This is a genomic window from Paenibacillus sp. FSL L8-0494, assembly GCF_038003695.1.
Lineage (GTDB): Bacteria > Bacillota > Bacilli > Paenibacillales > Paenibacillaceae > Paenibacillus_AQ > Paenibacillus_AQ odorifer.
The window spans coordinates 2,849,104-2,872,700 of sequence record NZ_JBBOPQ010000001.1; the positions used below are offsets into that span (position 1 = coordinate 2,849,104).

The 23,597-nt window shown below is 46.1% G+C and carries 22 protein-coding genes and 1 pseudogene; 20 read left to right on the forward strand and 3 right to left on the reverse strand.

The genetic code is table 11. The annotated features are described in order from the left end of the window. The first annotated feature begins 19 nt into the window (after nucleotides 1-19). The 15 genes from NYE35_RS12740 (at nucleotide 20) to spoVM (ending at nucleotide 15,170) form a co-directional block, all read left to right on the forward strand. Entirely contained in the window at nucleotides 20-913 is an 894-nt protein-coding gene (locus NYE35_RS12740; protein WP_036686185.1) for a YicC/YloC family endoribonuclease, read from the forward strand. 48 nt (nucleotides 914-961) lie between these two features. Continuing rightward, nucleotides 962-1,222, forward strand: coding sequence for an extracellular matrix/biofilm regulator RemA (remA, locus tag NYE35_RS12745; protein ID WP_006209218.1), 261 nt, complete (start codon nucleotides 962-964; stop codon nucleotides 1,220-1,222). Between the two features lie 19 nt (nucleotides 1,223-1,241). Then, complete coding sequence (gene gmk, locus NYE35_RS12750; protein WP_036686186.1) at nucleotides 1,242-1,811, forward strand: guanylate kinase; 570 nt, start codon at nucleotides 1,242-1,244, stop codon at nucleotides 1,809-1,811. Between the two features lie 52 nt (nucleotides 1,812-1,863). Next, nucleotides 1,864-2,064 carry a DNA-directed RNA polymerase subunit omega gene (rpoZ, locus tag NYE35_RS12755; RefSeq protein ID WP_036686188.1) on the forward strand — a complete coding sequence of 67 codons (201 nt, stop codon included), beginning with the start codon at nucleotides 1,864-1,866 and terminating at the stop codon, nucleotides 2,062-2,064. A 216-nt stretch (nucleotides 2,065-2,280) separates the two neighbouring features. After that, nucleotides 2,281-3,516: a bifunctional phosphopantothenoylcysteine decarboxylase/phosphopantothenate--cysteine ligase CoaBC gene (gene coaBC / locus NYE35_RS12760; RefSeq protein ID WP_076099572.1), complete on the forward strand. Its 1,236-nt coding sequence runs from the start codon at nucleotides 2,281-2,283 to the stop codon at nucleotides 3,514-3,516. Further along, nucleotides 3,516-6,047, forward strand: a complete 2,532-nt coding sequence (gene priA / locus NYE35_RS12765) for a primosomal protein N' (RefSeq protein WP_341121153.1) — start codon at nucleotides 3,516-3,518, stop codon at nucleotides 6,045-6,047. The genes coaBC and priA overlap by 1 nt, the downstream gene beginning before the upstream one ends. An 85-nt stretch (nucleotides 6,048-6,132) precedes the next feature. Beyond that, on the forward strand, nucleotides 6,133-6,612 hold the full coding sequence (gene def / locus NYE35_RS12770; protein WP_036686193.1) for a peptide deformylase: 480 nt from the start codon (nucleotides 6,133-6,135) through the stop codon (nucleotides 6,610-6,612). A 5-nt stretch (nucleotides 6,613-6,617) separates the two neighbouring features. Further along, nucleotides 6,618-7,553 carry a methionyl-tRNA formyltransferase gene (fmt, locus tag NYE35_RS12775; protein WP_076212679.1) on the forward strand — a complete coding sequence of 312 codons (936 nt, stop codon included), beginning with the start codon at nucleotides 6,618-6,620 and terminating at the stop codon, nucleotides 7,551-7,553. A 152-nt stretch (nucleotides 7,554-7,705) separates the two neighbouring features. Continuing rightward, complete coding sequence (gene rsmB / locus NYE35_RS12780; RefSeq protein ID WP_445321970.1) at nucleotides 7,706-9,022, forward strand: 16S rRNA (cytosine(967)-C(5))-methyltransferase RsmB; 1,317 nt, start codon at nucleotides 7,706-7,708, stop codon at nucleotides 9,020-9,022. Nucleotides 9,023-9,173: 151 nt separating this feature from the next. Then, a complete protein-coding gene (rlmN, locus tag NYE35_RS12785; protein ID WP_036686196.1) occupies nucleotides 9,174-10,214 on the forward strand; it encodes a 23S rRNA (adenine(2503)-C(2))-methyltransferase RlmN in 1,041 nt (346 codons plus the stop codon). A gap of 6 nt (nucleotides 10,215-10,220) precedes the next feature. Then, complete coding sequence (locus tag NYE35_RS12790) at nucleotides 10,221-10,994, forward strand: Stp1/IreP family PP2C-type Ser/Thr phosphatase (protein ID WP_076099575.1); 774 nt, start codon at nucleotides 10,221-10,223, stop codon at nucleotides 10,992-10,994. After that, on the forward strand, nucleotides 10,994-13,240 hold the full coding sequence (gene pknB, locus NYE35_RS12795; protein ID WP_341121155.1) for a Stk1 family PASTA domain-containing Ser/Thr kinase: 2,247 nt from the start codon (nucleotides 10,994-10,996) through the stop codon (nucleotides 13,238-13,240). Before NYE35_RS12790 ends, pknB begins: the two co-directional genes overlap by 1 nt. 96 nt (nucleotides 13,241-13,336) lie before the next feature. Then, nucleotides 13,337-14,242 (forward strand): ribosome small subunit-dependent GTPase A, encoded by a 906-nt coding sequence (gene rsgA, locus NYE35_RS12800; protein WP_036686201.1) that lies wholly within the window; start codon nucleotides 13,337-13,339, stop codon nucleotides 14,240-14,242. 4 nt (nucleotides 14,243-14,246) lie between these two features. After that, on the forward strand, nucleotides 14,247-14,912 hold the full coding sequence (gene rpe / locus NYE35_RS12805) for a ribulose-phosphate 3-epimerase (protein ID WP_036686202.1): 666 nt from the start codon (nucleotides 14,247-14,249) through the stop codon (nucleotides 14,910-14,912). 177 nt (nucleotides 14,913-15,089) lie between these two features. Then, nucleotides 15,090-15,170: a stage V sporulation protein SpoVM gene (spoVM, locus tag NYE35_RS12810; RefSeq protein WP_020431362.1), complete on the forward strand. Its 81-nt coding sequence runs from the start codon at nucleotides 15,090-15,092 to the stop codon at nucleotides 15,168-15,170. A gap of 101 nt (nucleotides 15,171-15,271) precedes the next feature. Here spoVM and rpmB read toward each other — a convergent pair whose 3' ends face one another. Continuing rightward, nucleotides 15,272-15,460, reverse strand: coding sequence for a 50S ribosomal protein L28 (gene rpmB / locus NYE35_RS12815; RefSeq protein WP_036686205.1), 189 nt, complete (start codon nucleotides 15,458-15,460; stop codon nucleotides 15,272-15,274). A 190-nt stretch (nucleotides 15,461-15,650) separates the two neighbouring features. On the opposite strand from rpmB, the gene NYE35_RS12820 reads away from it, so the two are divergent. The 5 genes from NYE35_RS12820 (at nucleotide 15,651) to NYE35_RS12840 (ending at nucleotide 21,038) form a co-directional block, all read left to right on the forward strand. Further along, entirely contained in the window at nucleotides 15,651-17,438 is a 1,788-nt protein-coding gene (locus NYE35_RS12820) for a DAK2 domain-containing protein (protein WP_076212670.1), read from the forward strand. Nucleotides 17,439-17,521: 83 nt separating this feature from the next. Then, nucleotides 17,522-18,385, forward strand: coding sequence for a DegV family protein (locus NYE35_RS12825; protein WP_036686209.1), 864 nt, complete (start codon nucleotides 17,522-17,524; stop codon nucleotides 18,383-18,385). Between the two features lie 9 nt (nucleotides 18,386-18,394). After that, nucleotides 18,395-20,446, forward strand: coding sequence for an ATP-dependent DNA helicase RecG (gene recG, locus NYE35_RS12830; protein ID WP_036686210.1), 2,052 nt, complete (start codon nucleotides 18,395-18,397; stop codon nucleotides 20,444-20,446). 66 nt (nucleotides 20,447-20,512) lie between these two features. Next, nucleotides 20,513-20,800: a stage VI sporulation protein F gene (locus NYE35_RS12835; protein ID WP_036686212.1), complete on the forward strand. Its 288-nt coding sequence runs from the start codon at nucleotides 20,513-20,515 to the stop codon at nucleotides 20,798-20,800. A 52-nt stretch (nucleotides 20,801-20,852) separates the two neighbouring features. Then, complete coding sequence (locus NYE35_RS12840) at nucleotides 20,853-21,038, forward strand: hypothetical protein (RefSeq protein ID WP_141118525.1); 186 nt, start codon at nucleotides 20,853-20,855, stop codon at nucleotides 21,036-21,038. 927 nt (nucleotides 21,039-21,965) lie between these two features. On the opposite strand, the gene NYE35_RS12845 is transcribed toward NYE35_RS12840, so the two are convergent. Both NYE35_RS12845 and NYE35_RS12850 read right to left on the reverse strand, forming a co-directional pair. Continuing rightward, on the reverse strand, nucleotides 21,966-22,826 hold the full coding sequence (locus NYE35_RS12845) for a YitT family protein (protein ID WP_051491444.1): 861 nt from the start codon (nucleotides 22,824-22,826) through the stop codon (nucleotides 21,966-21,968). Between the two features lie 126 nt (nucleotides 22,827-22,952). Then, nucleotides 22,953-23,516: pseudogene (locus tag NYE35_RS12850) on the reverse strand (cation/H(+) antiporter); the annotation flags it as partial. Nucleotides 23,517-23,597 lie beyond the last annotated feature (81 nt).

The window sequence follows — 23,597 nt, forward strand, 5'->3', positions numbered from 1 at the left end:
TGTAATGGATGTGATTCCGTTGTCATTTAGCATGACCGGATACGGTCAATCGTCCCTGCAATTCGGCGGCTACAAGATTATGTTCGAAGTGAAATCGGTGAATCACCGGTACTGCGAAGTTGTACTGCGGATGCCCCGGGATTGGACGGGTTATGAGGATGTGTTGAGAAGAAAGGTTCAACAGCACATCAAACGGGGAAGAATAGATGTTACCATCAATAGAGAGCACGATGAGTCGACAGTTAGACCGGTTCTGAATCACTCTGCTGTAATGACCTATCTAAAGGCAGCAGAGCAGCTTAAGAACGAATATGGTTTGACTGGTGAGTTGACTTTACGTGATATACTTTCTATACCCGGTATTATGGACAGCAAAGACGAGGCTGCGGGTGCCGTGTCTGCGACATTAGAAGACTACTCCGAAGTATTGGAGGCGGGACTTGAGCAGTGTTTGCAGTCTCTGCTGGAGATGCGCGCCCGTGAAGGCAGTTATCTAGCCGCAGATATTGAACAGCGCCTGAACCATCTTGAGAACATGCATGCTGAAATGGTTGAACTTGCACCTGTCGTAATCATTGAATATCGTGAGAAACTTCGACATCGATTGAATGAACTAAATGATGGGACGTTCGCTTTTGATGAGCATAAATTCGGGATGGAGATCGCTATTTTTGCAGATCGCTGTAATATTGATGAAGAGTTGACCCGGTTGTATAGTCATTTCGAGCAATGCAGAGCCCTCCTGAAGGGGAAAGGACCGGTAGGACGCAAACTGGATTTTCTCATTCAGGAGATGAACCGTGAGACGAATACAATCGGATCGAAATGCAATCATCTAACTCTCGTGGGTCTTGTGCTAGATATGAAAGCAGAACTGGAGAAGATTCGAGAACAAGCTGCGAACATAGAGTAATCGGGAATAGGTAATAGCATAGAACTTTATGGGGGGAACTACCGGAACATGGCAATCAAACTTATTAACATTGGCTTTGGAAATATTGTGTCTGCCAACCGCATTATTTCTATCGTCAGTCCGGAATCTGCACCAATCAAACGTATTATCCAGGAGGCACGTGATCGGCATATGTTGATCGACGCCACCTATGGCCGACGGACTCGTGCCGTAATCATTACAGATAGTGATCATGTCATCCTATCGGCTGTACAGCCGGAGACTGTGGCGCATCGCTTATCCAGTAAAGATGACGACAACGACGAATAACAACTAAATGGAGTGTATTATGTCAAAAGGATTGCTCATCATATTATCCGGACCTTCCGGCGTGGGTAAAGGTACTGTTTGTACTGCACTACGTCCGAAGATGCCCGAACTTGTCTACTCAGTTTCTGCTACTACTCGCAGTCCGCGTGCGGGTGAGGAAGATGGCGTCAACTATTTTTTCAAAAGCAAAGAGGAATTTATGACAATGATCGAAGCCGATCAATTGCTTGAATACGCGGAGTACGTAGGTAATTATTACGGTACTCCCCGTGATTTTGTGGAGAGAACTCTCAATAGCGGCAAAGACATTATTCTCGAAATTGAGGTTCAAGGAGCTCTCAAAGTCAAAGAGAAATTTCCTGAAGGGATTTTTGTGTTCCTTCTTCCTCCATCCATGGACGAGTTGAAGGACCGCATTCGCGGACGGGGTACTGAGCATCCAGATGTGATCGATCACCGCATGACTGTTGCGGAAGATGAGATCAACTTAATGCAGCATTATGATTATGCTGTTGTGAATGATGAGATTGATCTGGCTTGTAAGAGAATAGAAAGCATTATTATCGCCGAACATTGTAAAGTCAGATAATTTATGCTGAAGGTCAAATGGTATTAACAGTAAACTATGAAGAGGTGTCCCAGTGCTATATCCATCCATTGATGAAATGATGACTAAGGTTGACAGTAAGTATTCGCTCGTTGTCGCTGCTGCACGTCGTGCTAGACAATTGCGTGAGGGTGGCAAGACAGATGTGAAGAATCCTAGATCGCATAAATTTGTTGGTGTTGCTCTTGAGGAAATTTACGAAGATCGCATTACTCTAACCCGCGGTGAAGAGTAGTCTCAAGTATAAGTAATAATGACCTATTGTAGAAACGGATGCCGCCTATTTGTTTTGAGGCGCTGCCGTTTCTTCTTGGGTTATGGAGCAATTACGGGTCTTAAATTTATGATGAAAGCCCAGAACCGGGCTCTTTATGACAACCGGAAGGTTGTTATTTTTTTCTCGTCGTAAAGATAGCCATTCGTTGTAAGAGTAGGGAACAGGGGGGAGATCATGTTGAAGAGCTTGAAGGGGAAGACTATTTTACTTGGGATCACAGGAGGAATTGCTGCTTATAAAGCGGCGTCCTTGACCAGTAAGCTTGTCCAAAAAGGAGCCGAGGTTCATGTCATTATGACAGCTTCGGCGAAGCAGTTCATTACAGAATTAACTCTACAGTCACTATCGAAGCAACGAGTATATAGCGATACATTCCAGGAGAGAGATCCATCCTCCATTTCACATATTGATCTGGCAGATGCTGCGGATCTTGTGCTGGTAGCACCCGCAACCGCAAATATAATTGCCAAAATGGCACACGGGATCGCCGATGATATGTTATCTACTACACTGCTTGCTACTACGGCTCCTATTATGGTTGCACCAGCTATGAATGTTCATATGTATCAGCATCCAGCTGTACTTAATAATTTGAATATTCTCGCTAGCCGGGGCATTCAGTTTATTGAGCCTGGTGAAGGACTGCTGGCATGTGGATACGTTGGCAAAGGTCGGCTAGAAGAGCCAGAGGCTATTGTGAGTGTGGTTGAGAATTTTTTTGCACACCAAGCAAGCGTCGCATCCAAACCTCTTGCGGGTAAAAAAATCGTCATCACAGCGGGTGGAACGGTAGAACGGATTGATCCAGTGCGTTATATCTCCAATGATTCATCCGGTAAAATGGGCTTCGCGCTAGCACGTGCTGCACGTGCTATGGGTGCTGAGGTAACGTTGATTGCTGCGCGTACAGATGAGGCTCCTCCACAGGAACCAGAGATTTCAGTCATTCGTGTTCAATCTGCACAGGAAATGTATGAAGCAGTTACCGCACTGTGGGACAGCTGCGACATTATGATCAAGGCGGCTGCTGTATCGGATTACCGTCCGAAGCATAGTGAGCCTTCCAAGATTAAAAAAAGCGGAGAGACGATGACGCTTGAGCTTGTGAAGACAACGGATATTCTGGAAACACTCGGTAAGACCAAAAACAAGCAGTTTTTGGTCGGCTTTGCTGCGGAAACGGGCAATACGGAATTTTATGCTAAGGACAAGCTGGTCCGCAAAAACTGCGATCTCATCGTTGCTAACAATGTAGCGGCTGCAGGAGCCGGATTTGGAGCGGATACGAATATCGTTTCGATATATGATGTGAATGGATTGGTGCTTGAATTGCCACAATTGTCGAAGGATGAGGTTGCTCGTCATTTGCTGACGCTCGTGGCAGAGCGGATTACTGGAGCTTCATTATAATGGATATCGCCAAGGTCATTGTGGATGTGCCTGTACGCAGCACTGACCGGCCATTTGATTATAGTATTCCAGAATCCCTGAAGTTATGGATTGAAGTGGGCAGTCGGGTAGCCGTTCCGTTTGGGCACCGGACAGTCCAAGGTTTTGTAGTATCTCTAGAATCAGGCGAGACCCTAGTGAGTCCTAGCCTGAAGCCTATTCAAGAAGTGTTGGATTTGCTTCCGCCTTTATCTCCTGAATTAGTTGAGCTTGCGGACTGGATGAGTAAAAGATATGCATGTAGACGAATTTCAGCACTGCAAGCGATGTTGCCCACCGCTCTAAAAGGGAAGGCAGAACGGCTGATTTCACTTGGAGATGTGCAGGAAGAGACAGCATTTCCAGAGGATGAATTGTTCCCAATGTTTGCCGACACAGGGGATGAGGAACGACTAATCACAGAATTTATTGGACGTAGTGGCGAAGTTTCCATGAAGCAGCTTACTCGTGCATTTCCTGAGGCTGCTGAGACGGTGAAGTTCATGCTGCGGCGTGGAGTACTTATAGAGAGTCAATCCATTAAGGATAAAATGGGCAAGAAAAAGCTCAAGGCAGTCGATCTGGCGATAGGTGTCACTGCTGCCCGTGAGGCTTTGAACAAATTCCCAAAAAAATCCGCACGCCAGAAGGAAGTTCTGAGCTTTTTAGTTGATATGGAAGCTACACTCCCCATGGCTCTTAAAGAAGTTTTGTCTGCACTCCAAGTAACGGCAAGTACTGTAAAGGCCTTGGAGGAAAAAGGTTTTATCGAGATCAGTGAAATTGAAGTCTATCGCGATCCTTATCAAGGGCGAGATTTTAAACCTACCACACCTCTACCGCTTACTGCGGAACAAGAGGTCGTATATACAAGAATTTCTCGAACCTTAGAGGAGCAGCTTCACGAAGTATTTCTGCTTCATGGAGTTACGGGTAGTGGTAAGACAGAGATCTATTTGCAATGTATTAAACGCTGTTTAGATCAGGGCAGACAGGCTGTTGTTCTTGTGCCAGAGATTGCTTTAACACCACAAATGGTGGAGCGGTTTAAGGGGCGGTTCGGCAGCGGGGTCGCGGTTATGCATAGCCGGCTGTCTGTTGGTGAGCGATACGATGAGTGGCGTAAAATCCGTGAAGGAAAGGCCACAGTCGCTGTAGGCGCAAGATCGGCCGTGTTTGCTCCTTTCTCCAACCTAGGGTTGATTATTATGGATGAAGAACATGAGACCTCTTATAAACAGGAGGAGAATCCGAAATATCATGCCCGTGATGCTGCTATTCGTAGAGCGGAACAGTGTGGGGCAGCTGTGATTCTAGGTTCTGCTACGCCTTCGCTGGAAAGCTATCATGCTGCAAGATCGCAGAGTGATATTCACTTTTCACCGGTACTGCTAGAAATGCCTACCCGTGCGCTTGGAAATGAACTTCCAAAGGTGAACGTAGTAGACATGCGGGAAGAGCTTAAAGAAGGCAACCGTTCGATGTTCAGCCGAAAGCTTCATTCAGCACTGGAAGAGAGGCTGGAACGCGGAGAACAGACGGTGCTGCTGCTTAACCGTAGAGGTTTCTCAACCTTTGTCATGTGTCGTAGCTGTGGTTACGTAGCCGGTTGTCCAGAATGTGATATCTCACTAACGTATCATAGCCGTAGTGACAATTTGCGTTGTCATTATTGCGGACATGCTGAACCAGCACCTAAGCTTTGTCCGGAGTGTGGGAGTGAGCATATCCGGTTTTTCGGAACGGGTACACAGCGGGTGGAGGAAGAGCTTGGTAAGCTGTTCCCAGGCATACGAGTGATTCGTATGGATGTGGACACAACAACAGAAAAGGGCTCACATGAGAAGCTGCTGAACCAATTCCGAGACAAAAAAGCGGATGTTCTCCTGGGCACTCAGATGGTAGCAAAGGGACTGGATTTTCCAGATGTCACTCTTGTTGGTGTAATCACAGCAGATTCAGCTTTGAACCTGCCCGATTTTCGCGCAGCAGAGAAGACATTCCAATTGCTTACACAAGTTGCAGGCAGAGCAGGCCGGCACCAGCTTCCAGGCGAAGTGGTCGTTCAGTCCTATACGCCAGAGCATTATTCTATTATTCATGCCAGCGGACATGACTATCTCTCTTTTGTACGTGAAGAGCTGAAGCATCGCAGAGGCCTCCATTATCCGCCATATTGCAGACTCATTCTGGTCACATTGTCTCATGAACAGCTGCCGCTTCTACTGCGGATGGCAGAGAATTATGCTCTGAATCTTCAGGGAAAGGCCAGACAGCTAAGGTGGTTTGGAAGTCTCGATAAGCTAACCAGCGATGTGTTAGATCTGTTGGGTCCTGTGGCATCACCTATCCCTCGATTAAAGGGTAGATATAGATTCCAGTGTATGATAAAATGGCGCGGCGCCATCGATGTGATTGGACTTGTCCGCCAAGTGGCTGAAGAGTTAGAGGATTCTGTGCGGGATACCGGTCTTCAGATCAGCATTGATGTGGATCCGCAGATGTTGATGTAAATCCGTATCATGTTACAATGTAAAAAAAGAGCTTTATCAATTGACTTTAAATATAGAAATGTTCAGAACGGGAAGGTGTTTTGTAATGGCTATACGTTTGATCGTTAAAGAACCGGATGAAGTATTGCACAAAAAAGCTAAAGAAGTAGCTGTAGTTACTCCTAATGTTAAAAAATTGCTGGATGATATGGCACATACGATGTATGACGCTGAAGGAGTAGGGCTGGCGGCACCCCAAGTCGGAATTTTGAAACGTCTAATTGTGGTGGATGCGGATGAAGAGCATGGATTGATCAAAATGATTAACCCTGAAATCATCAGCATGGAAGGTGAACAGCTAGGACCAGAAGGATGTCTTAGTATTCCTGGCTTGAATGGTGATGTTCGCCGTGCGGAGACTGTAACTGTACGTGGCCTTAACCGTGAGGGAAAAGAGATTACGATAACCGGCAGTGGTTTACTTGCCCGGGCTTTTCAGCATGAGATTGACCATTTGAATGGAGTTCTATTTACAGATATCGCTGAAAAAGTATACGAGATGACTGCTAACGAGACTGAGGAGTGAGGAATATGAAGATTGTATTCATGGGAACTCCAGCTTTTGCGGTGCCAAGCTTGCAAATGCTGGTAGATGAAGGCTATGAAGTTGTAGCTGTCATCACCCAACCAGATCGTCCGCAGGGGAGAAAAAAGATCTTGGCTCCTTCACCAGTTAAGGAAGCCGCATTAGCTCTCGGATTACCTGTGCTTCAGCCAGAACGCATGCGTCGTCCTGAGGCAGTCGCCGAGCTGGCAGCTTATGAGCCGGATTTGATCGTCACGGCTGCTTATGGTCAAATTTTGCCTAAAGCTGTGTTGGACTTACCGCGGAATGGTTGTGTGAATGTACACGGTTCGTTGCTTCCTAAATATCGGGGAGGTGCTCCGATTCAGCGCAGTATCATCAATGGTGAGAAAGTGACCGGCGTTACTTTGATGTATATGGCTGAGGGGCTGGATACCGGTGACATGATCTCTCGTGTCGAAGTGGCTATTGAGGATGAGGATACCTCTGGAACTCTTTTTGAGAAGCTGAGCCTGGCTGGACGAGATCTGTTAAAGTCTGAAATGCCACGTTTAGTAAGCGGAAAAGTTCAAGCTGTTCAGCAAGACGATAGTGAGGCAACTTATGCCCCTAACCTTAATCGCGAGGATGAACGCTTGGATTGGAACGCTAGCTCACGTGACAACTATAATCGAATTCGTGGATTAGTTCCTTTTTCCGGCGCATTTACGCTCTGGAATGGTGAGACCTTTAAAGCTTGGGCTTCTAAGCTGCCTGAAGCGCAGAAAGCAAGTGATAGTGCTCCAGGAACGGTGCTTTCTGTAACTGAACGAGGTGTCGAAGTGAAAACAGGTGACGGAAGTCTGCTGCTGACAACGGTTCAACCTGCTGGCAAAAAAGCAATGAGTGCGGCCGATTTTAGCCGTGGTGCTGTTATGAAGCCAGGGACGGTGTTAGGTTGAGCGGCGGTGGAAATGGTGTTGGCCGATCAGCAGTAAATCCTAGCGCTGGTAAGAGACAGGGGAATAACTCTAAAGCAGTTGGCAACAACGGCAGAGCTGGCAACAAGGGTAAGGTTACCCCTGCTTCTGCCCGGGAAATCGCGCTTGATATAATGGTTAAAGTTGAGCAGCAAGGTGCTTATAGCAATTTGCTGCTCAACAGCAGTCTACAGAAGGCAACGCTTAGCAGAGAAGATGCCGGATTGGTCACAGAACTTGTCTATGGCTCTATTTCGCGGATGAACACCCTGGATTATGTGCTTGAAGGATTTGTTAGTAAAGGGATAGCCAAACTGCAGCCATGGGTCCGTAATTTACTGCGGTTTAGTTTATATCAAATTATGTATCTCGATCGTATACCGTCCCATGCAGCTGTAAATGAGGCTGTTAATATAGCGAAGAAAAAAGGCCACCAGGGAATCTCAGGGATGGTTAACGGCGTGCTGCGCAGTGTATTGCGTGCTGGTGATCTGCCAGTTCTGCCTGAGGGACTAAGTCAAGCGCAGCGGATATCGATATTATATTCACATCCGTTGTGGTTAGTGGAACGTTGGATTACCGAGTACGGTGCCGACACGGCGGAAGCTATTTGTGCATCAAACAATGAGCCGCCTGCGGTCAGTGTACGCGTGAATACAACGATGATCAGTCGTGAAGCTCTGCTGAACCAGATGATTGAACAAGGTCTGCAAGCTTCAGCATCTGATGTTAGTCCCTATGGCATTGTTGTGAAAGGCGGCGGAAACCTGGCACTCACCTCCTGGTATCGTGATGGATATATCTCCGTTCAGGATGAGAGTTCTATGCTTGTAGCTGAAGCGGTAGCTCCGGAGCCTGGCATGAGAGTGCTTGACTGTTGCGCTGCTCCTGGGGGCAAAACAGCACATATGGGCGAGCTCATGAAAGATGAAGGATCGATTTATGCTAATGATCTGCATTTGCATAAAGCGAAATTGATCTCAGATCAAGCAGAACGTTTAGGTCTTGATTGTGTATCTACAGGCAGTGCAGACGCGCTGGAGCTGGAGCACACGTTAGAGCATCAATCCTTTGATAGAATTCTTCTCGACGCACCTTGCTCTGGACTCGGCGTAATTCGCCGTAAGCCAGACCTCAAATGGCGTAAGCAGCCGGAAGATGTGGCTAGTGTAGCATCATTGCAGCGGGAGTTGCTGCAGTCGGTCTCTAAACTGTTGAAACCGGGTGGCATTCTGGTATATAGTACCTGTACGACTGAACAAGCGGAAAATAGTGAAGTAGTAGCTGACTTTTTGAAGCAGAATCCTTATTTCACCGCAGTGACCTTTGCTTCACCATTGTGGGACAGGCTGGAGGGTACCGCGCTGGCTGAGGGTGATGGAATTCAACTGCTGCCCCATCATTATGGGAGCGACGGGTTCTATATTTCTAAGCTCCAGAGAGTCTTGTAATATAGCAAATTTTCTGACAATTGTAGTATCCTCCGCCCGCCGGGCTACCGTACGGCGGGCGTTTTCTTTTACCGTCTCTGAAATTTGTGTTAAAATAGGAAGAATGAGAAATAATACGCATATCCTTATGAAAGAACAGGTGTAGATAATAATGAAACCTTTAATATATGATTTTTCTTTAGAAGAGTTACAACAGTGGGCGAAAGACAATGGTGAGCCTGCTTTTCGTGGTGGACAAATTTTTGATTGGCTGTATGTAAAACGTGTGAATGACTTCGAAGCAATGAGCAATTTGTCCAAAGGGCTTCGCCAGAAGCTGAATGAACAATTCTCTATTGCAGCATTAACTGAAATTACTAAAATGGAATCTAAAGATGGAACTGTAAAATTCCTGTTTGGATTGCATGACGATCATGCTATCGAAACAGTTATCATGAAACATAATTATGGCAATAGCGTTTGCGTAACAACCCAAGTAGGATGCCGAATCGGCTGTACTTTCTGTGCTTCCACACTCGGTGGATTAAAACGGGATTTGACAGCGGGAGAAATTGTAGCTCAGGTTGTACGTTCCCAACAAATCCTGGATGCGCGCGGCGAACGTGTCAGCAGCATTGTTATCATGGGTACTGGTGAACCGTTTGAGAACTATGATGCAACAATGAGATTCCTGCGTCTTATGATTCATGAGAAGGGCTTAAATATCGGACAACGGCATATTACTGTTTCCACCAGCGGTATTGTACCGAGCATTTATAAATTTGCAGAAGAAGATACCCAGATTAATCTGGCGATTTCGATTCATGCGCCTAACGACGCCTTGCGTTCAAAGCTAATGCCTGTTAACCGCCGTTTTCCGTTTGATGATGTAATTGAATCATTGCGTTATTATCAAGCTAAGACGGGACGACGTGTCAGCTTTGAATATGCCTTGATCGGCGGGGTAAATGACCAACCGGAGCATGCTGAGGAATTGGCTGGGGTGCTTAAGAGCATGCTGTGCCACGTCAATTTGATTCCGGTAAACCATGTGCCTGAGCGAAAATATGTACGTACTTCACGCAATGATATCTTTGAGTTTCAACGTATTTTGGCTGATAACGGGGTGAATGTTACTATTCGCCGTGAGCAAGGCCATGATATCGCGGCCGCATGCGGACAGCTGCGTGCCAAACATATGGAGTTGGGGTGAGGATATTTGATCAGAACAGTTCATGCCAGCGATATTGGCCGAGTGCGCTCTGTCAATGAGGATTCGGTCTGGATCGGCGCGACGCGCCACGGTTATACACTCGGTATTATTGCCGATGGGATGGGTGGACATCAGGCTGGTGAAACCGCAAGCAGGCTCGCTTTGGAGACAATGAGGAATAACCTAGACGGGTTAGAGTCTGGACTTCAAGACGAAGCTCTGCGTGATGCGTTGTCAGCTGCTATTTTGGAAGCTAACAGCACTGTGTTCAGGGAGGCTTCCGGTGACGATAAGTATCATAATATGGGTACTACTGTCGTTGCTGTTCTTTTGAATGGATCAAACGGATATATTGGCCATATCGGAGACAGCAGAGCCTATTTAATAAAAGACAGTGCGGCAGTTCAACTAACCGAGGATCATACGCTAGTCAATGAGCTGTTCAAGAACGGTCAGATCAGTGTGGAGGAATTGGATAATCATCCGCGTCGTAATGTGCTGACGAGGGCACTTGGAACAGATGCTGAGGTTGAAGTTGATATGGCGCCTATAGCTCTGCTACCTGGGGAAATTTTGCTTCTATGCAGCGATGGTTTAAGCAACTTTGTCACAAATGAGCATTTAGGCAAAGTAGCAGGTATACATGAGATATCGTTAGAGGAAAGAGCGGACCGTTTACTTCAGCTGGCACTGCTCGCCGGCGGTGGCGATAATATTAGCGTCGCTTTGTTAGAACATCATGGAGAGGCCGCTGTGCCCGAAACAAAGGAGTGGGATTGATGATCGGTCACGAATTGGGCGGCCGTTACCAAGTCATCGAACGGATCGGCGGAGGTGGAATGGCGCTCGTCTATAGAGCACATGACATTCTTTTAAACCGAAATGTCGCCATCAAAGTATTGCGCAATCAGTTTGTGCATGACGAGGAATTTATTCGCCGTTTTAGGCGTGAGGCGCAATCTGCCGCATCTTTGTCTCATCCGAATGTCGTCAGCATATACGATGTAGGACAAGAAGACGAAATTCATTACATTGTCATGGAGTATATTGAGGGTCAGAATCTTAATGAAATTATAAAAGAACGAGCGCCATTACAGGTTGATGAATCCGTACGGATCGCTTCACAAATCTGTGATGCCCTAGATCATGCGCATCAGAATCAAATTATTCATCGTGATATAAAACCACATAATATCCTGATCGGACGCAACGGCCGGGTGAAAGTAACCGACTTTGGGATTGCCCGCGCAGTTACGTCAACAACCATTACACAGACTGGTTCTGTAGTTGGTTCAGTACATTATTTCTCGCCAGAGCATGCCAAAGGTGTCTCTACAGGAGAAAAGTCTGACTTGTATTCATTAGGTATTGTACTTTATCAAATGCTTACTGGAAGCCTGCCCTTCTTGGGAGAGAGTCCGATTAGTGTAGCTTTAAAACATCTGCAAGAAGAGTTTGAAGAGCCAAAACTTCTGAATCCACTCATTCCGCAAAGCGTTGAGAATGTAATTCTGAGATCAATGCGTAAAAATCCGGAAGAGCGGTACGACTCTGCCAAAGAAATGTTGCAGGATTTGGAAACATGCTTATTGCCGGAGCGCCGCAGTGAGGCGAAGATTCTGTTCAACGATGAAGAAGATGAGGATCGTACGCGGGTTATCCCGGCGATAAAACCGATTCAAAGAAGCAATGGTAATCGTAATCATCGTGAGGAACGGATGGTTCGTGATGAAGATGATGAACCGGTGCCTTCAAGCAAAGGTAAAAAACAATGGGCAAAACCCACATTATGGATTGGGCTTACCTTGCTGTTGCTGTTGGCTATGGCCAGTCTCGTATGGTACGTTAAATCACAGCTAGTTGTTCCTGAGGTTTCCGTTCCTTATGTAGTAGGTAAACAGATAGAACAAGCACAAACTGAGCTTGAGGATTTGGGGCTTGAGGTTGCTGATCCTATTCTGTATGACTACAGTCCGAATTTTGAAGAGAATGTGGTCATTAAGCAAAGTAGGGAAAAGGATGCCAAAGTGAAAAAAGGAGCGTCCCTAATACTCACTGTGAATACGGCTAAGCCACTACCCAAGATGCCAGATGTAGTTAACAAGAGCTTTGATGATGCGGTTAAAGCATTGATGGCGCTGGGTGTAGCCCAGGACCGGATTGATAATAAACCTCTCTATGACGAAAATACAGATGAAGGTCTCATTGTAAAATCTGACCCTGCATTAAATACAGAATTCGATCCTGAGACGGTTCAAATCACCCTTTACGTTAGTAAAGGAGAAGAAAGTGTACTGTTGCCAGATCTCATCGGTAAGACGGAGAGTGAGGCAAAGGCGCTGCTGGAAGGTGCCAAGCTTGTTCTTGGAGAAGTTAAACAAGAATCCAGCTTCAGCATTGAAGAAGGTAAAGTAACAAAGACTTGGGCATTTGATAAGGGGACAGGTACTTCTGTTCCACCTGGAACAGCGATTACGATTTACTTAAGTACAGGTTATCCACCTGAAGCCCTGAATTATACCTTTAATGTGCCAGTCGCTCCTGCTCAGGATGGAAAAAAGAGCAAGATTCGTATCGAATTCGTGGATGCGCGCAATAATGGAGAGAAGCAGGATTGGGGAACACGTACCATTGGAAAGAGCCAAGTGTTATCTGTGAATCTAGTATTGGCTCCTAATAAAGATGGTTCAGTTATTGTTACCCGTGACGGTGTACTTTTGGATACTTATGTCATTCCTTATATCGATGCTAAGAACGGAACCGTTCAGGAGCCTGAACCACCAGTTATAGCAACACCACAGCCAACTCCAACACCTTCTACTGAACCTACGCCTACAATTGAACCTACGATTGAACCGGAGATCTTGCCAGGTTCAGGTTCAGAGAATGACGGAGGGAATAACGGGGCGGTGAATCAGACAGGGTTCGTAAACAATAGTTCTATAAATAGTGAATCGACTAATAATGGCAATAATAAGCACAACAATAAAGGCAAGGATAAATCTAAAGATAAAAACAACAACTAAACAGGGTTTAACCTGAACGGTTGGCATAGCGAAATGACCCGGGGATATCAGACTTGGGTCATTTTCGCAAAATCAGGAGAGGAAGGCTCACTATGTATGCCTGAAGGAATAATTGTTAAGGCGTTAAGCGGTTATTATTATGTGAAACCGCTCCGCGAAGGATTAATTGCGACTGAAGAGCATTCTGTTCAATGCAGAGGCCGAGGAATTCTCAAGAAAAAAGGGATCGCTCCGCTAGTTGGAGATCGGGTTATTTATATACTTACTGAGCATGGAGAAGGAATGGTGGATGAACTTCTACCTAGAGAATCTGAACTGATTCGTCCACCTGTAGCGAATGTTAAGCTCGCAGTCCTTTTATTCTCCGTTCGAGAGCCCGATATGAACCTGAATCTGTTGGACAAGTTTCTAGTTCATATTGAGCATTCGGGTCTGGAACCCCTAATTGTTCTGACTAAACAGGATTTGGCGGATGATGATGGTGAAGCTACTCGTTATGTTAAAGAACTTTATGAGGATATCGGATATGAAGTGATGGTCACAAGTTCACTTACTGGTGCCGGAAGCGATGAGCTAAGACAACGGCTTACTGGTGGTATTAGCGTTTTTGCGGGTCAATCGGGGGTTGGTAAGTCCACCTTATTGAATCGTATTGTTCCAGGGCTTAAACTGGAGACTGGAGAGATCAGTTTACGATTGGGACGTGGTCGCCATACGACCCGTCATGTGGAGCTGATGGATATTGGTGGTGGAGGTTTTGTTGCAGATACCCCAGGTTTTAGTCAGCTTGATTTCTTAGAGCTTGGTGTAGAAGAGCTGTCCACTTGTTTTCGTGAATTTGCTCAATATGCATCCGATTGTAAGTTCCGGGGCTGCAGTCATCAGCATGAACCAGGCTGCCGTGTAATAGAGGCTTGGAAAGCAGGGAAAATTGCGGATAGTCGCTATGATCATTACAAACTGTTTTTTAATGAAATGAAAGATAAAAAGCGGAGGTACTAACATCATGATACGAATAGCACCATCTTTATTGTCGGCGGATTTCGCGCGTTTAGGTCCAGAAGTAGCAGAGGCGGAAGCCAGTGGTGGAGATTGGATACATGTGGATGTAATGGACGGTCATTTTGTGCCGAATATCACATTGGGTCCACCTATTGTAAAAGCTGTATCGTTACATACCAAGCTGCCACTTGATGTTCACTTGATGATTGAGTCACCAGAACGTTATATCCCTGATTTTGCTGCAGCAGGTGCAAGTGTGATCACCGTTCACGCTGAGGCATGCGTTCATTTGCATCGTGTGGTTCATCAGATCAAGGAGCTGGGGCTGAAGGCAAGTGTAGCAATTAATCCGGGTACTCCGGCTTCAGCGGTGCGTGAGGTGCTGGAGGATGTGGATATGATTCTGGTGATGACCGTTAATCCAGGCTTTGGTGGTCAAGCATTCATTCCTAACACTTTGCGCAAAATCATTCAAATTCGAGAATGGGCGAATGAAGTGAATCCAGATTTATTGATCGAAGTAGATGGTGGAGTCTCGGAAGAGACAGCACCCTTAGTTGTGGCAGCTGGAGCCGATGTTTTGGTAGCGGGGAATGCAGTTTTTGGCCGGAGTGATCGTGCTGCGGCGATCCGCGGAATTCGAGAAGCAGCCGAATCTGCACTGCGTTAAAAAAATAGGCTATTGAGACTAGAGGTATAGGCCAAGTCCTCGGTGCATAAATATGGTTACATGAGCAGAAATCTCATGTAGCCTTTTTTGTTTTGGCAGGGAGGACTGCAGTTCGTTTCCGTTATTGACAAGAGGAAAGTCTCCTGCGTACGGCATGAATTGATGGGAGGGTAAATCATGAAATTTTACACGTTTAAGCTGCCAAGGTTTTTGGGAGGTTTTGTTAAAGCAATATTGAACACATTTCAGAAGAGTTAAGCCGCTAAAAGAAAAGAAAACATGAAAAAAAGCACCTTACAAATGTAAAGGGTGCTTTTTGCTTCATATAAGTTATCGTTCGGTCTTAAAATTGCTAAAGACTAAACGCGTTCAACTTTACCGGCTTTCAAAGCACGGGTGCTGACGTACACGCGTTTTGGTTTACCGTTCACGAGGATACGGACCTTCTGAACGTTAACTCCCCAAGAACGACGGTTGCGGTTATTAGCGTGAGACACGTGGTTGCCGCTGCTCGGTTTCTTGCCTGTTACTGCACATTTGCGGGACATAGATTACACCTCCTTATTCCTAACACCTGCATAAACAATACTTATCTATAATATCACAGCAAATTTTGCTACGTCAACCGATTCAAAAACATTTATTTCTTTTAATACTTATAGTACAATGTAAATTAGTGCATTATGTCCTGTTAATCATAGAATGATTAGGCATGAAGTTAGGAAGGGGAATTCTCAATTGAGTAAGCGTTCTATAAACGGAACAGATTTTACCGCTATGGTATTGGCTGGAGCGGATAAGCTGCAACAGCATGCAGAACACGTCAATTCCCTAAATGTTTTTCCGGTCCCAGATGGAGATACCGGCACAAACATGAATTTGACGATGACCGCAGGTGCGAATGAATTAAAGAAAAATAACACCACTTCTGTGGGCCAATGTGCAGGTGTACTCTCCAAGGGCTTATTAATGGGAGCTCGCGGGAATTCCGGCGTTATTTTGTCCCAGTTATTCAGAGGGTTTAGCAGGTATGCGGCTCAACATGATGAGCTTAATACACAGCAGTTCGCTGCTGCGCTGCAAACCGGAGTGGACGCTGCGTATAAAGCAGTTGTAAAGCCTGTAGAGGGAACTATTCTTACTGTAGCTAAAGAGGCTGCAAGACATGCTGTTTATTATGCCCGCCGTACTACTGACGTTGTGGAGCTGATGACAGAGGTATTAGCCAAAGCAAAAGAAGCCTTAGCTTATACGCCTGAGCAATTGCCTGTATTGAAGCAAGTCGGTGTTGTAGATTCTGGCGGCCAAGGTTTGGTCTACATTTATGAAGGGTTTCACCAGCATCTGACGAATGGAAGTACTACCGGTCTGTCTGAATCTGTGCAAGGACAAACCCACACACCAGTTGCACCAGCGCCTAAACCCGTATTAACGAAACCTGAAAGTGAACTGTTTTCTGTACAGTCTTCTGCGCAGTCACAGCTATCTACTGAAGATATAGAATTTCTATATGATATGGAGTTTTTCATTAATCGCCAGTTAGGCGTTAACGTGAGAACCAATTTTGATGAGGAAGCTTTTAGGAAAGCGTTGTCAGTTAATGGCGACTCCATTATTGTTATTTCGGATGATGAGACGATTAAAGTGCATGTGCACTCTAAGGCTCCAGGTGAAGTGATGAACTTGGCTCTTCTTTATGGGGAGATCACGCAGATTCACATTCTTAATATGCGAGAGCAGCATCGTGACCTGCTGACTGCGGGCATGGATATTGCACCAATGCCTGATGTATTCGCTGATATGCCGAATGAGAAGAGCGCAGTGCAAATGTCTCCTGCTGAACCACCGGCCGATGATTTGGCGCCTTACGGCTTCATCGCGGTATCATCTGGCGCAGGTATTGCTGACATTTTCAAAAGCCTTGGAGTGGACGTAGTCCTAGCTGGCGGTCAGACAATGAATCCTAGCACTGAGGATTTCGTGAACGCGATTTCTTCCATATCTGCGAAGCATGTTTATATTTTGCCAAATAACTCGAACATTGTTCTTGCCGCTCAACAAGCTAAAGATCTTCTAGAGGGCGAACGTGAGATTACGGTGATTCCAAGTAAAAGTATTCCGCAGGGAATAGCAGCAGCTTTTGCATTCCAAGAGGAAGATGCAGTGGAGACTAATTCTGAGAATATGCTGGAAGCAATCTCTCATGTGAAGTCCGGACAAGTAACGAACGCTGTGCGTGATACAAGCTTTGATGAGCTGGAGATTAAATCGGGCCAATTTATTGGGATTTCTAATTCCAAAATTGTTGCTGCTGCAGATGATCTTTTGGCTGCAAGTCAGGCGCTGTTATCCAATATGCTGGAGAATGGCGACGAAATCGTTACGATCCTTATTGGTGCAGAAACAGAATTCGAGGCTACTGATTCTTTGAGTGAGTGGCTGGAAGAGACTTATCCGAATGTGGAAGTTGAGATTCATGAGGGTGGCCAACCCCTGTATTATTATCTGTTCTCTGTAGAGCCATAGGTAGGAATTAATGGTTCTTTAACAATGGAGTAGAAATTTGTTATTGCGTAGTTGGCAAAATTATAGCTTGGGGGAGAAAATCCATGAATCGTACCATTATCGTCACCGACAGCACTTCAGATATCCCGCCAGCAATGGCGGAAACGTACGGAATTGAGGTAGTACCGTTGACCTTAATGTTCGGCGAAGAGGCTTTTAGGGACAATCTGGATATGACTCCGGAGCAGTTCTATGAGCGTCTTCCCCGTACCTCACAGCTGCCGACTACTTCTCAACCCTCACCGGTTGAATATATGAATGTGTACCGCAGTATTCTGGAGCGTAACCCGGGCTGTTCTATCCTTTCCTTTCATATTTCTTCTGGACTGAGCGGGACTTATCAATCTGCATTGCTGGCTAAATCGATGCTGGAGGAAGAGGGAGAAGGGATCACTGTTGTGGATTCTCTCTCCGCTTCTTATGGTTTTGGATTTATGGTAGTGGAAGCTGCCAGAATGTCTGCTGAAGGCAAAGGACCTGAAGAGATACTTGAGGCTGTAGAAAGCCTACGTCAATCGCGTAAGCTTTACTTCTTAGTAGATACACTTGAATATTTACAAAAAGGCGGGAGAATTGGAAAAGCCTCCGCTATTCTGGGGACACTTCTGAATATTAAGCCGATATTGTCCATTGATGCAGAAGGTATTATTTATGCGGTGGAGAAAGTTAGAGGCCGTAAGAAGGCTGTCGCCCGTATGATTGAACTGTTCAAGCGGGATCTGCAGGGTGTAAACAAAATCAATGTGGCCGTAGGTCATACGGCTGAACCGGCTTCCGGCGAGGAGTTCCTGAATGAGCTTGCAGGACACTTCACCTTGGAAGAAAAAGTGCTGACGAACGTCGGCCCTGTCGTGGGCAGCCATGTCGGTAACGGTACATTAGCTGTGTTCATTTGGCCTGCAAAATGAGGGATAAATATGACACTGGCATTAAATCAAATTGAAGTAAAAAACATAACTGGCGTGAGTGCTCAAAAGCAAAGCGAGCTTCACGCCTTTGGCGTCTTTACAGTAAAGGATTTATTAGAGTATTATCCGTTCCGCTACGAGGATTATCGGCCCCGCTCGCTGAGTGAGACTAAACACGGGGATAAAGTGACCGTTGAGGCAAAAGTAATCGGTATCCCTGTACTGCAGCGTTTTGGCGGCAAGTCACGTCTTAGCTGTAAGATGGTTGCAGAGCCATGGATGTTCACAGCAACCTGGTTTAACCGCCATTACGTAAGAGAGCAACTCACTGTGGGACGGGAAATTGTGCTGACCGGAAAATGGGATCAGAAGCGCAATCAGATTACAGTGACTGATTATGAATTTCCGGATCGTGGTGAAGGGAAGACGGGAACACTGCAGCCAGTCTATTCGGTAGGTGGTAAGATCACTCAGTCCTGGATCAGGAAGGTTATTAATCAGGGACTTCAGCAGTATGGGGATCTGATTCCAGAGATTTTACCGCATTCTATTATGAGGGAATATGACTTCATGCCGCGTAAACGGGCCATTGCCACTATCCATAGGCCTGAGGACACTCGTGAGGGGCAGCAGGGGCGCCGTAGGATGGTATATGAGGAACTATTCCTGTTCCAGTTGAAGATGCAAGCGTTCAGGGTTCTGAACCGCGGGCGGATGGATGGGGTAGTCCACACAGTGGATAACGCGACGGTACGCCAGTTCGTGCGCAGTCTGCCCTTTGAGCTTACAGATGCACAGAAACGTGTAGAGCTGGAGATTTTACATGATCTGCGTTCACCATATTGCATGAATCGTCTGCTGCAAGGAGATGTTGGCTCGGGTAAAACAGTGCTTGCGGCTGTGGCGCTTTTTGCTACGGTAAGATCTGGTTTTCAGGGCGCACTAATGGTGCCCACAGAGATTTTAGCAGAACAGCATATGCGTTCACTTACCAGGATGTTTGAGCCGTTTGGGATTACTGTAGGACTCCTGACGGGCAGTGTGACTGGCCGAAAACGTAAAGAGTTATTGGCCTCGTTGCAAATGGGGATGCTTGATATCGTGGTAGGAACACATGCTTTGATTCAGGAGGATGTATTTTTCCGTGATCTGGGTCTTGTGGTAACTGATGAGCAGCATCGTTTTGGTGTGAATCAGCGTGGTGTATTGCGGCGAAAAGGATATAATCCGGATGTACTGACGATGACTGCGACGCCTATTCCACGTACACTTGCGATCTCTGTTTTTGGCGATATGGATGTATCTACTTTATCTGAAAGGCCGAAAGGCCGAGTTCCTATAACTAGTTATTGGGTAAAACATGATCTCATGGATCGTGTGCTGAATCTGATTAAGCGTGAAATTGATCTGGGTCGTCAGGCTTATTTGATCTGTCCGCTCATTGAAGAGTCAGAGAAGCTGGATGTGCAGAATGCTATTGATTTGCATATTCAGATGAGCCAAGCTTTCCCTAGCTATAAAGTTGGGCTTTTGCATGGGAAAATGACTCCCGCTGAAAAAGATGAAGTGATGCGGGCGTTTTATAACAATGAGCTGCAGCTGCTTGTGTCCACTACGGTGGTGGAGGTTGGTGTAGACGTTCCTAATGCTACATTGATGATCATTATGGATGCGGATCGTTTTGGTCTGTCACAGCTGCATCAGTTACGTGGACGGGTAGGAAGAGGGCAGCATGCCTCTTTTTGTGTGTTGGTAGCTGATCCAAAATCTGAAATCGGACGTGAGCGAATGACTGCCATGACCGATACGGATGACGGATTTGAGATTTCCCGAAGGGATTTGGAGCTGCGTGGACCGGGGGATTTTTTTGGGACAAAGCAGAGTGGATTACCGGAGTTTCGGCTGGCAGATATGACGGCTGACTTTGAAATTCTGGAGCAGGCGCGGGATGATGTCGCAGAGCTGCTTAAGGATGAAGCTTTTTGGACATCACCTGAATATGCATCTCTTCGGCATTATTTACAGAGTGAACAGATCTTCCAAGGAGAATTAATTGACTAACTAGGCACATGTAGCACCGAAGGCTCATATACTGTGAAAGATTGGATATGACGGGAGGTGCTACACTTGGGTTATCAACAATTCGGAATTAGCCCTCAGTTGGTGGATCGCATCAAGCTGAAGATGAAAAACTCGACTGTGAAGGATCGTATCAAAAGTATGATTGAGGGCATCTCGAAACAGGAGCTGCAGGATCCTGCGGTTGTTCGCAGATTGGTACGGAAAGCGTCAGGTGTATTGAACGAGAAACTGACCTCGACACAGGAAGAACAAATTGTAAAGTTTATCATCGCGCAGAAAATCGATCCGAACAACACCTTTCATTTAATCCGCTTGTGGGGAATGTTCCGTTAAGTAGCGGATTAAATGAAAAGTAGGGGTTGTCCATGGGTGTTTTTTTCATCGTATGAGACAGTCTGCAAGCAGCGATCCTCCTATTACTGGAGGATCGCTGCTTTGCGTTTTTGGCCGTAGTTACGGCATGCTGCAATATGTCTCTAATCCGGATAAACCGATGCCACCGAACATAGTCATTCGTCGTCCGGTAACGCCTAATCATAGTCAACCGCCGTCTGATGTCACTGAATCATAGCTCCGCTTATCCGATACCGCTGAATCACATTCAACCATCTTCGGACGCTACCGAATCATGGTCATCTGTCGTCCGATCCCGGCGAATCACATCCATCCATCGTCGATGCCCCCGAATTACATCGCTCCATCGTCCGATACCACGGAATCATGTTCATCCACTGTCCGATACCGCCGAATCACATTTACCCATCGTCCGATCCCACCGAATCATGTACATCCGCTGAAGCTTTCGGACTCCAATGACGTTATTCGCAAATATATCGCCTTTGGAGCAAGGTTTCGGACCCCAGTGCAGCTATTCATAAGAAATAGGCTCGTAGTTGGCGTTTTTTGTGCCAATAGGGGCTATGCGGTCCGAATGCATTCAGAATTCCGGGAAATTCCGCATTTAAGGTCCGCTGTGTCCGATACCACCGAATCATAGTCAACCGCCGTCTGATGCCACCGAATCATAGCTCTCCGCTTATCCGATACCGCTGAATCACTTTCATCCATCGTCCGATGTCACCGAATCACATTCATCCGCCGTCCGATGACGCCGAAATATGATCATCCGCTGAGGTATTCGGACTCCAATGACGTTATTCGCAAATATATCGCCTTTGGAGCAAGGTTTCGGACCCCAGTGCAGCTATTCATAAGAAATAGGCTCGTAGTTGGCGTTTTTTGTGCCAATAGGGGCTATGCGGTCCGATGTCATCCAAAATTCGGGATAATTCCGCATTTAAGGTCCGCTGTGTCCGATAGCTGTCTCATGCGCGTAAACGTCTTCGAATAATGCGAAATTTGAGTTCTCGCAAGAAGTTTGGGGTCTCGAACAAGAAGTTTGAGGCCTCGCTCAGAAAAATTGGTTGCGATCAAAGGCTAAATTCAAAAAGAAGGGAGCGCTCCAGCCATTTTCATGGCTTAAGGGCGCTCCCTTTTTTTATTCGTGTAAGCGTGTTTGTCTATGATCTTTAGTGGCTGATCTGAACACGATTTGGCTCTCTGAATCACACTGTAGAACGATTGCCCGAAGATGATCTTCTTCCATTCTGTTTGTCAGACAAAACAACGTGCTAACCTCTCCATCTTGCCCTGAACCTTCGGCAATCGCAGCTTCTCGGTTTAGAGAGGTTGCGATTGCTTGCTGAATGTCCAAACATCGGCTGCTGGTAATCCAAGCAGTGCGGGAGTGGGATAATCCCCGTAGTGAGATACGAACACCTTCGAAAGCCAGCAGGTAGGCAATAATAGAATACATTGCTTGCTCCCAACCGAACAATGTACCTGCAAAAAGCAGAATTGCACAGTTCAGGATCATAATGACGACTTCCGTTGATTTTGGAGGTCCGCCGCTCAGCAGAGAATACCCCTGGTCACTGGCTTGTTTATTTACACCGCCGAATCTCACAGATATTCCAATACCTACTCCAAGACAGATGCCTCCTGCCATTGCGGCAGGTAAAGGATCGCTAATCACAGCAGGAAAACGATGCAGCGCAAGAGACGCGATGGTTAGGCAGGTTAATCCCAAAACAGTGTAAAGAGCAAAGCGGAGATTTACTTGTTTTCGCGACATAAATATAAAGGGCAGATTGAATAGAAATAGAAACAATCCAAGCTGCATTTCAGTAGTATGAGCGAATAATGCGGATAAGCCTGTAATCCCGCCGACAACAAGGCCATGTGGCATTAAAAATAATTCCAATCCTACAGCAGCAAGCAATGCGCCGGCAATGACGGTAAGAACTCGGAAGGTAGAGCTTCTTTGTAGCTGTTGACGTTGATTTATTTTGTTCTGCATAGTTTTTCCTCCTTCAACAGGGGAAACGACCTTACTCATTTTCAGTGGCTATGGCAGATTTTTTGGATATTCGTGCATCATGTCGTTTCTCAAAGTTGAATACTTTATCCATTATTTATAAATCTATTTAGATTCCTTCGTCAGACAATGTCCAAGGAGAACAAGGATCAGCACGTAAATGGCTGCGAATGGCTGCAAATGGTTGCAAGAGGCTGCGAATGGCTACAAATAGTGAAGAATAGCCAGCACTCCGCAATGCTTTACCCAAATTGGCCATAATTATTGAAAATTCATCCCGCGCGACTATGGGCATCCAATGTTGGATGATGAAGCATGAAGGCTGTGACCAACGCTACGTCCGGCCAGCAAGCCTGCAATAAAGTTGCCATTTAGCGTAACGATAACTGCTGCAAGGGAGTACCAGAGCGCCTCACTGCCTAAGGTGAGTGGATCTATGTCAGTCCGAAGCTGAAGCAGAAGATGACACTGAAGAAATCACGAAACAGGATCACCAGATTTATCAATCCGTTTCACATGTTCGGTTTCAGCGAGGACAAGTCCACTAGTAGTGCGCCAATAACTTCTGTCTGCTAGATGAATGGTCTCGGAGAATCCAGCAATCAGGAATAGTGCTGCGAATATTACTAATGCAAAAAGCTCACCGGAAGAGATATTCAGGACACGTTTCAGCCAAAATACTTGCTTTCTTCCGGTGGAGGATGAGCAATGCGAGCATGTATACCAACCGGTAAATCCGCTTCTCTATAATTC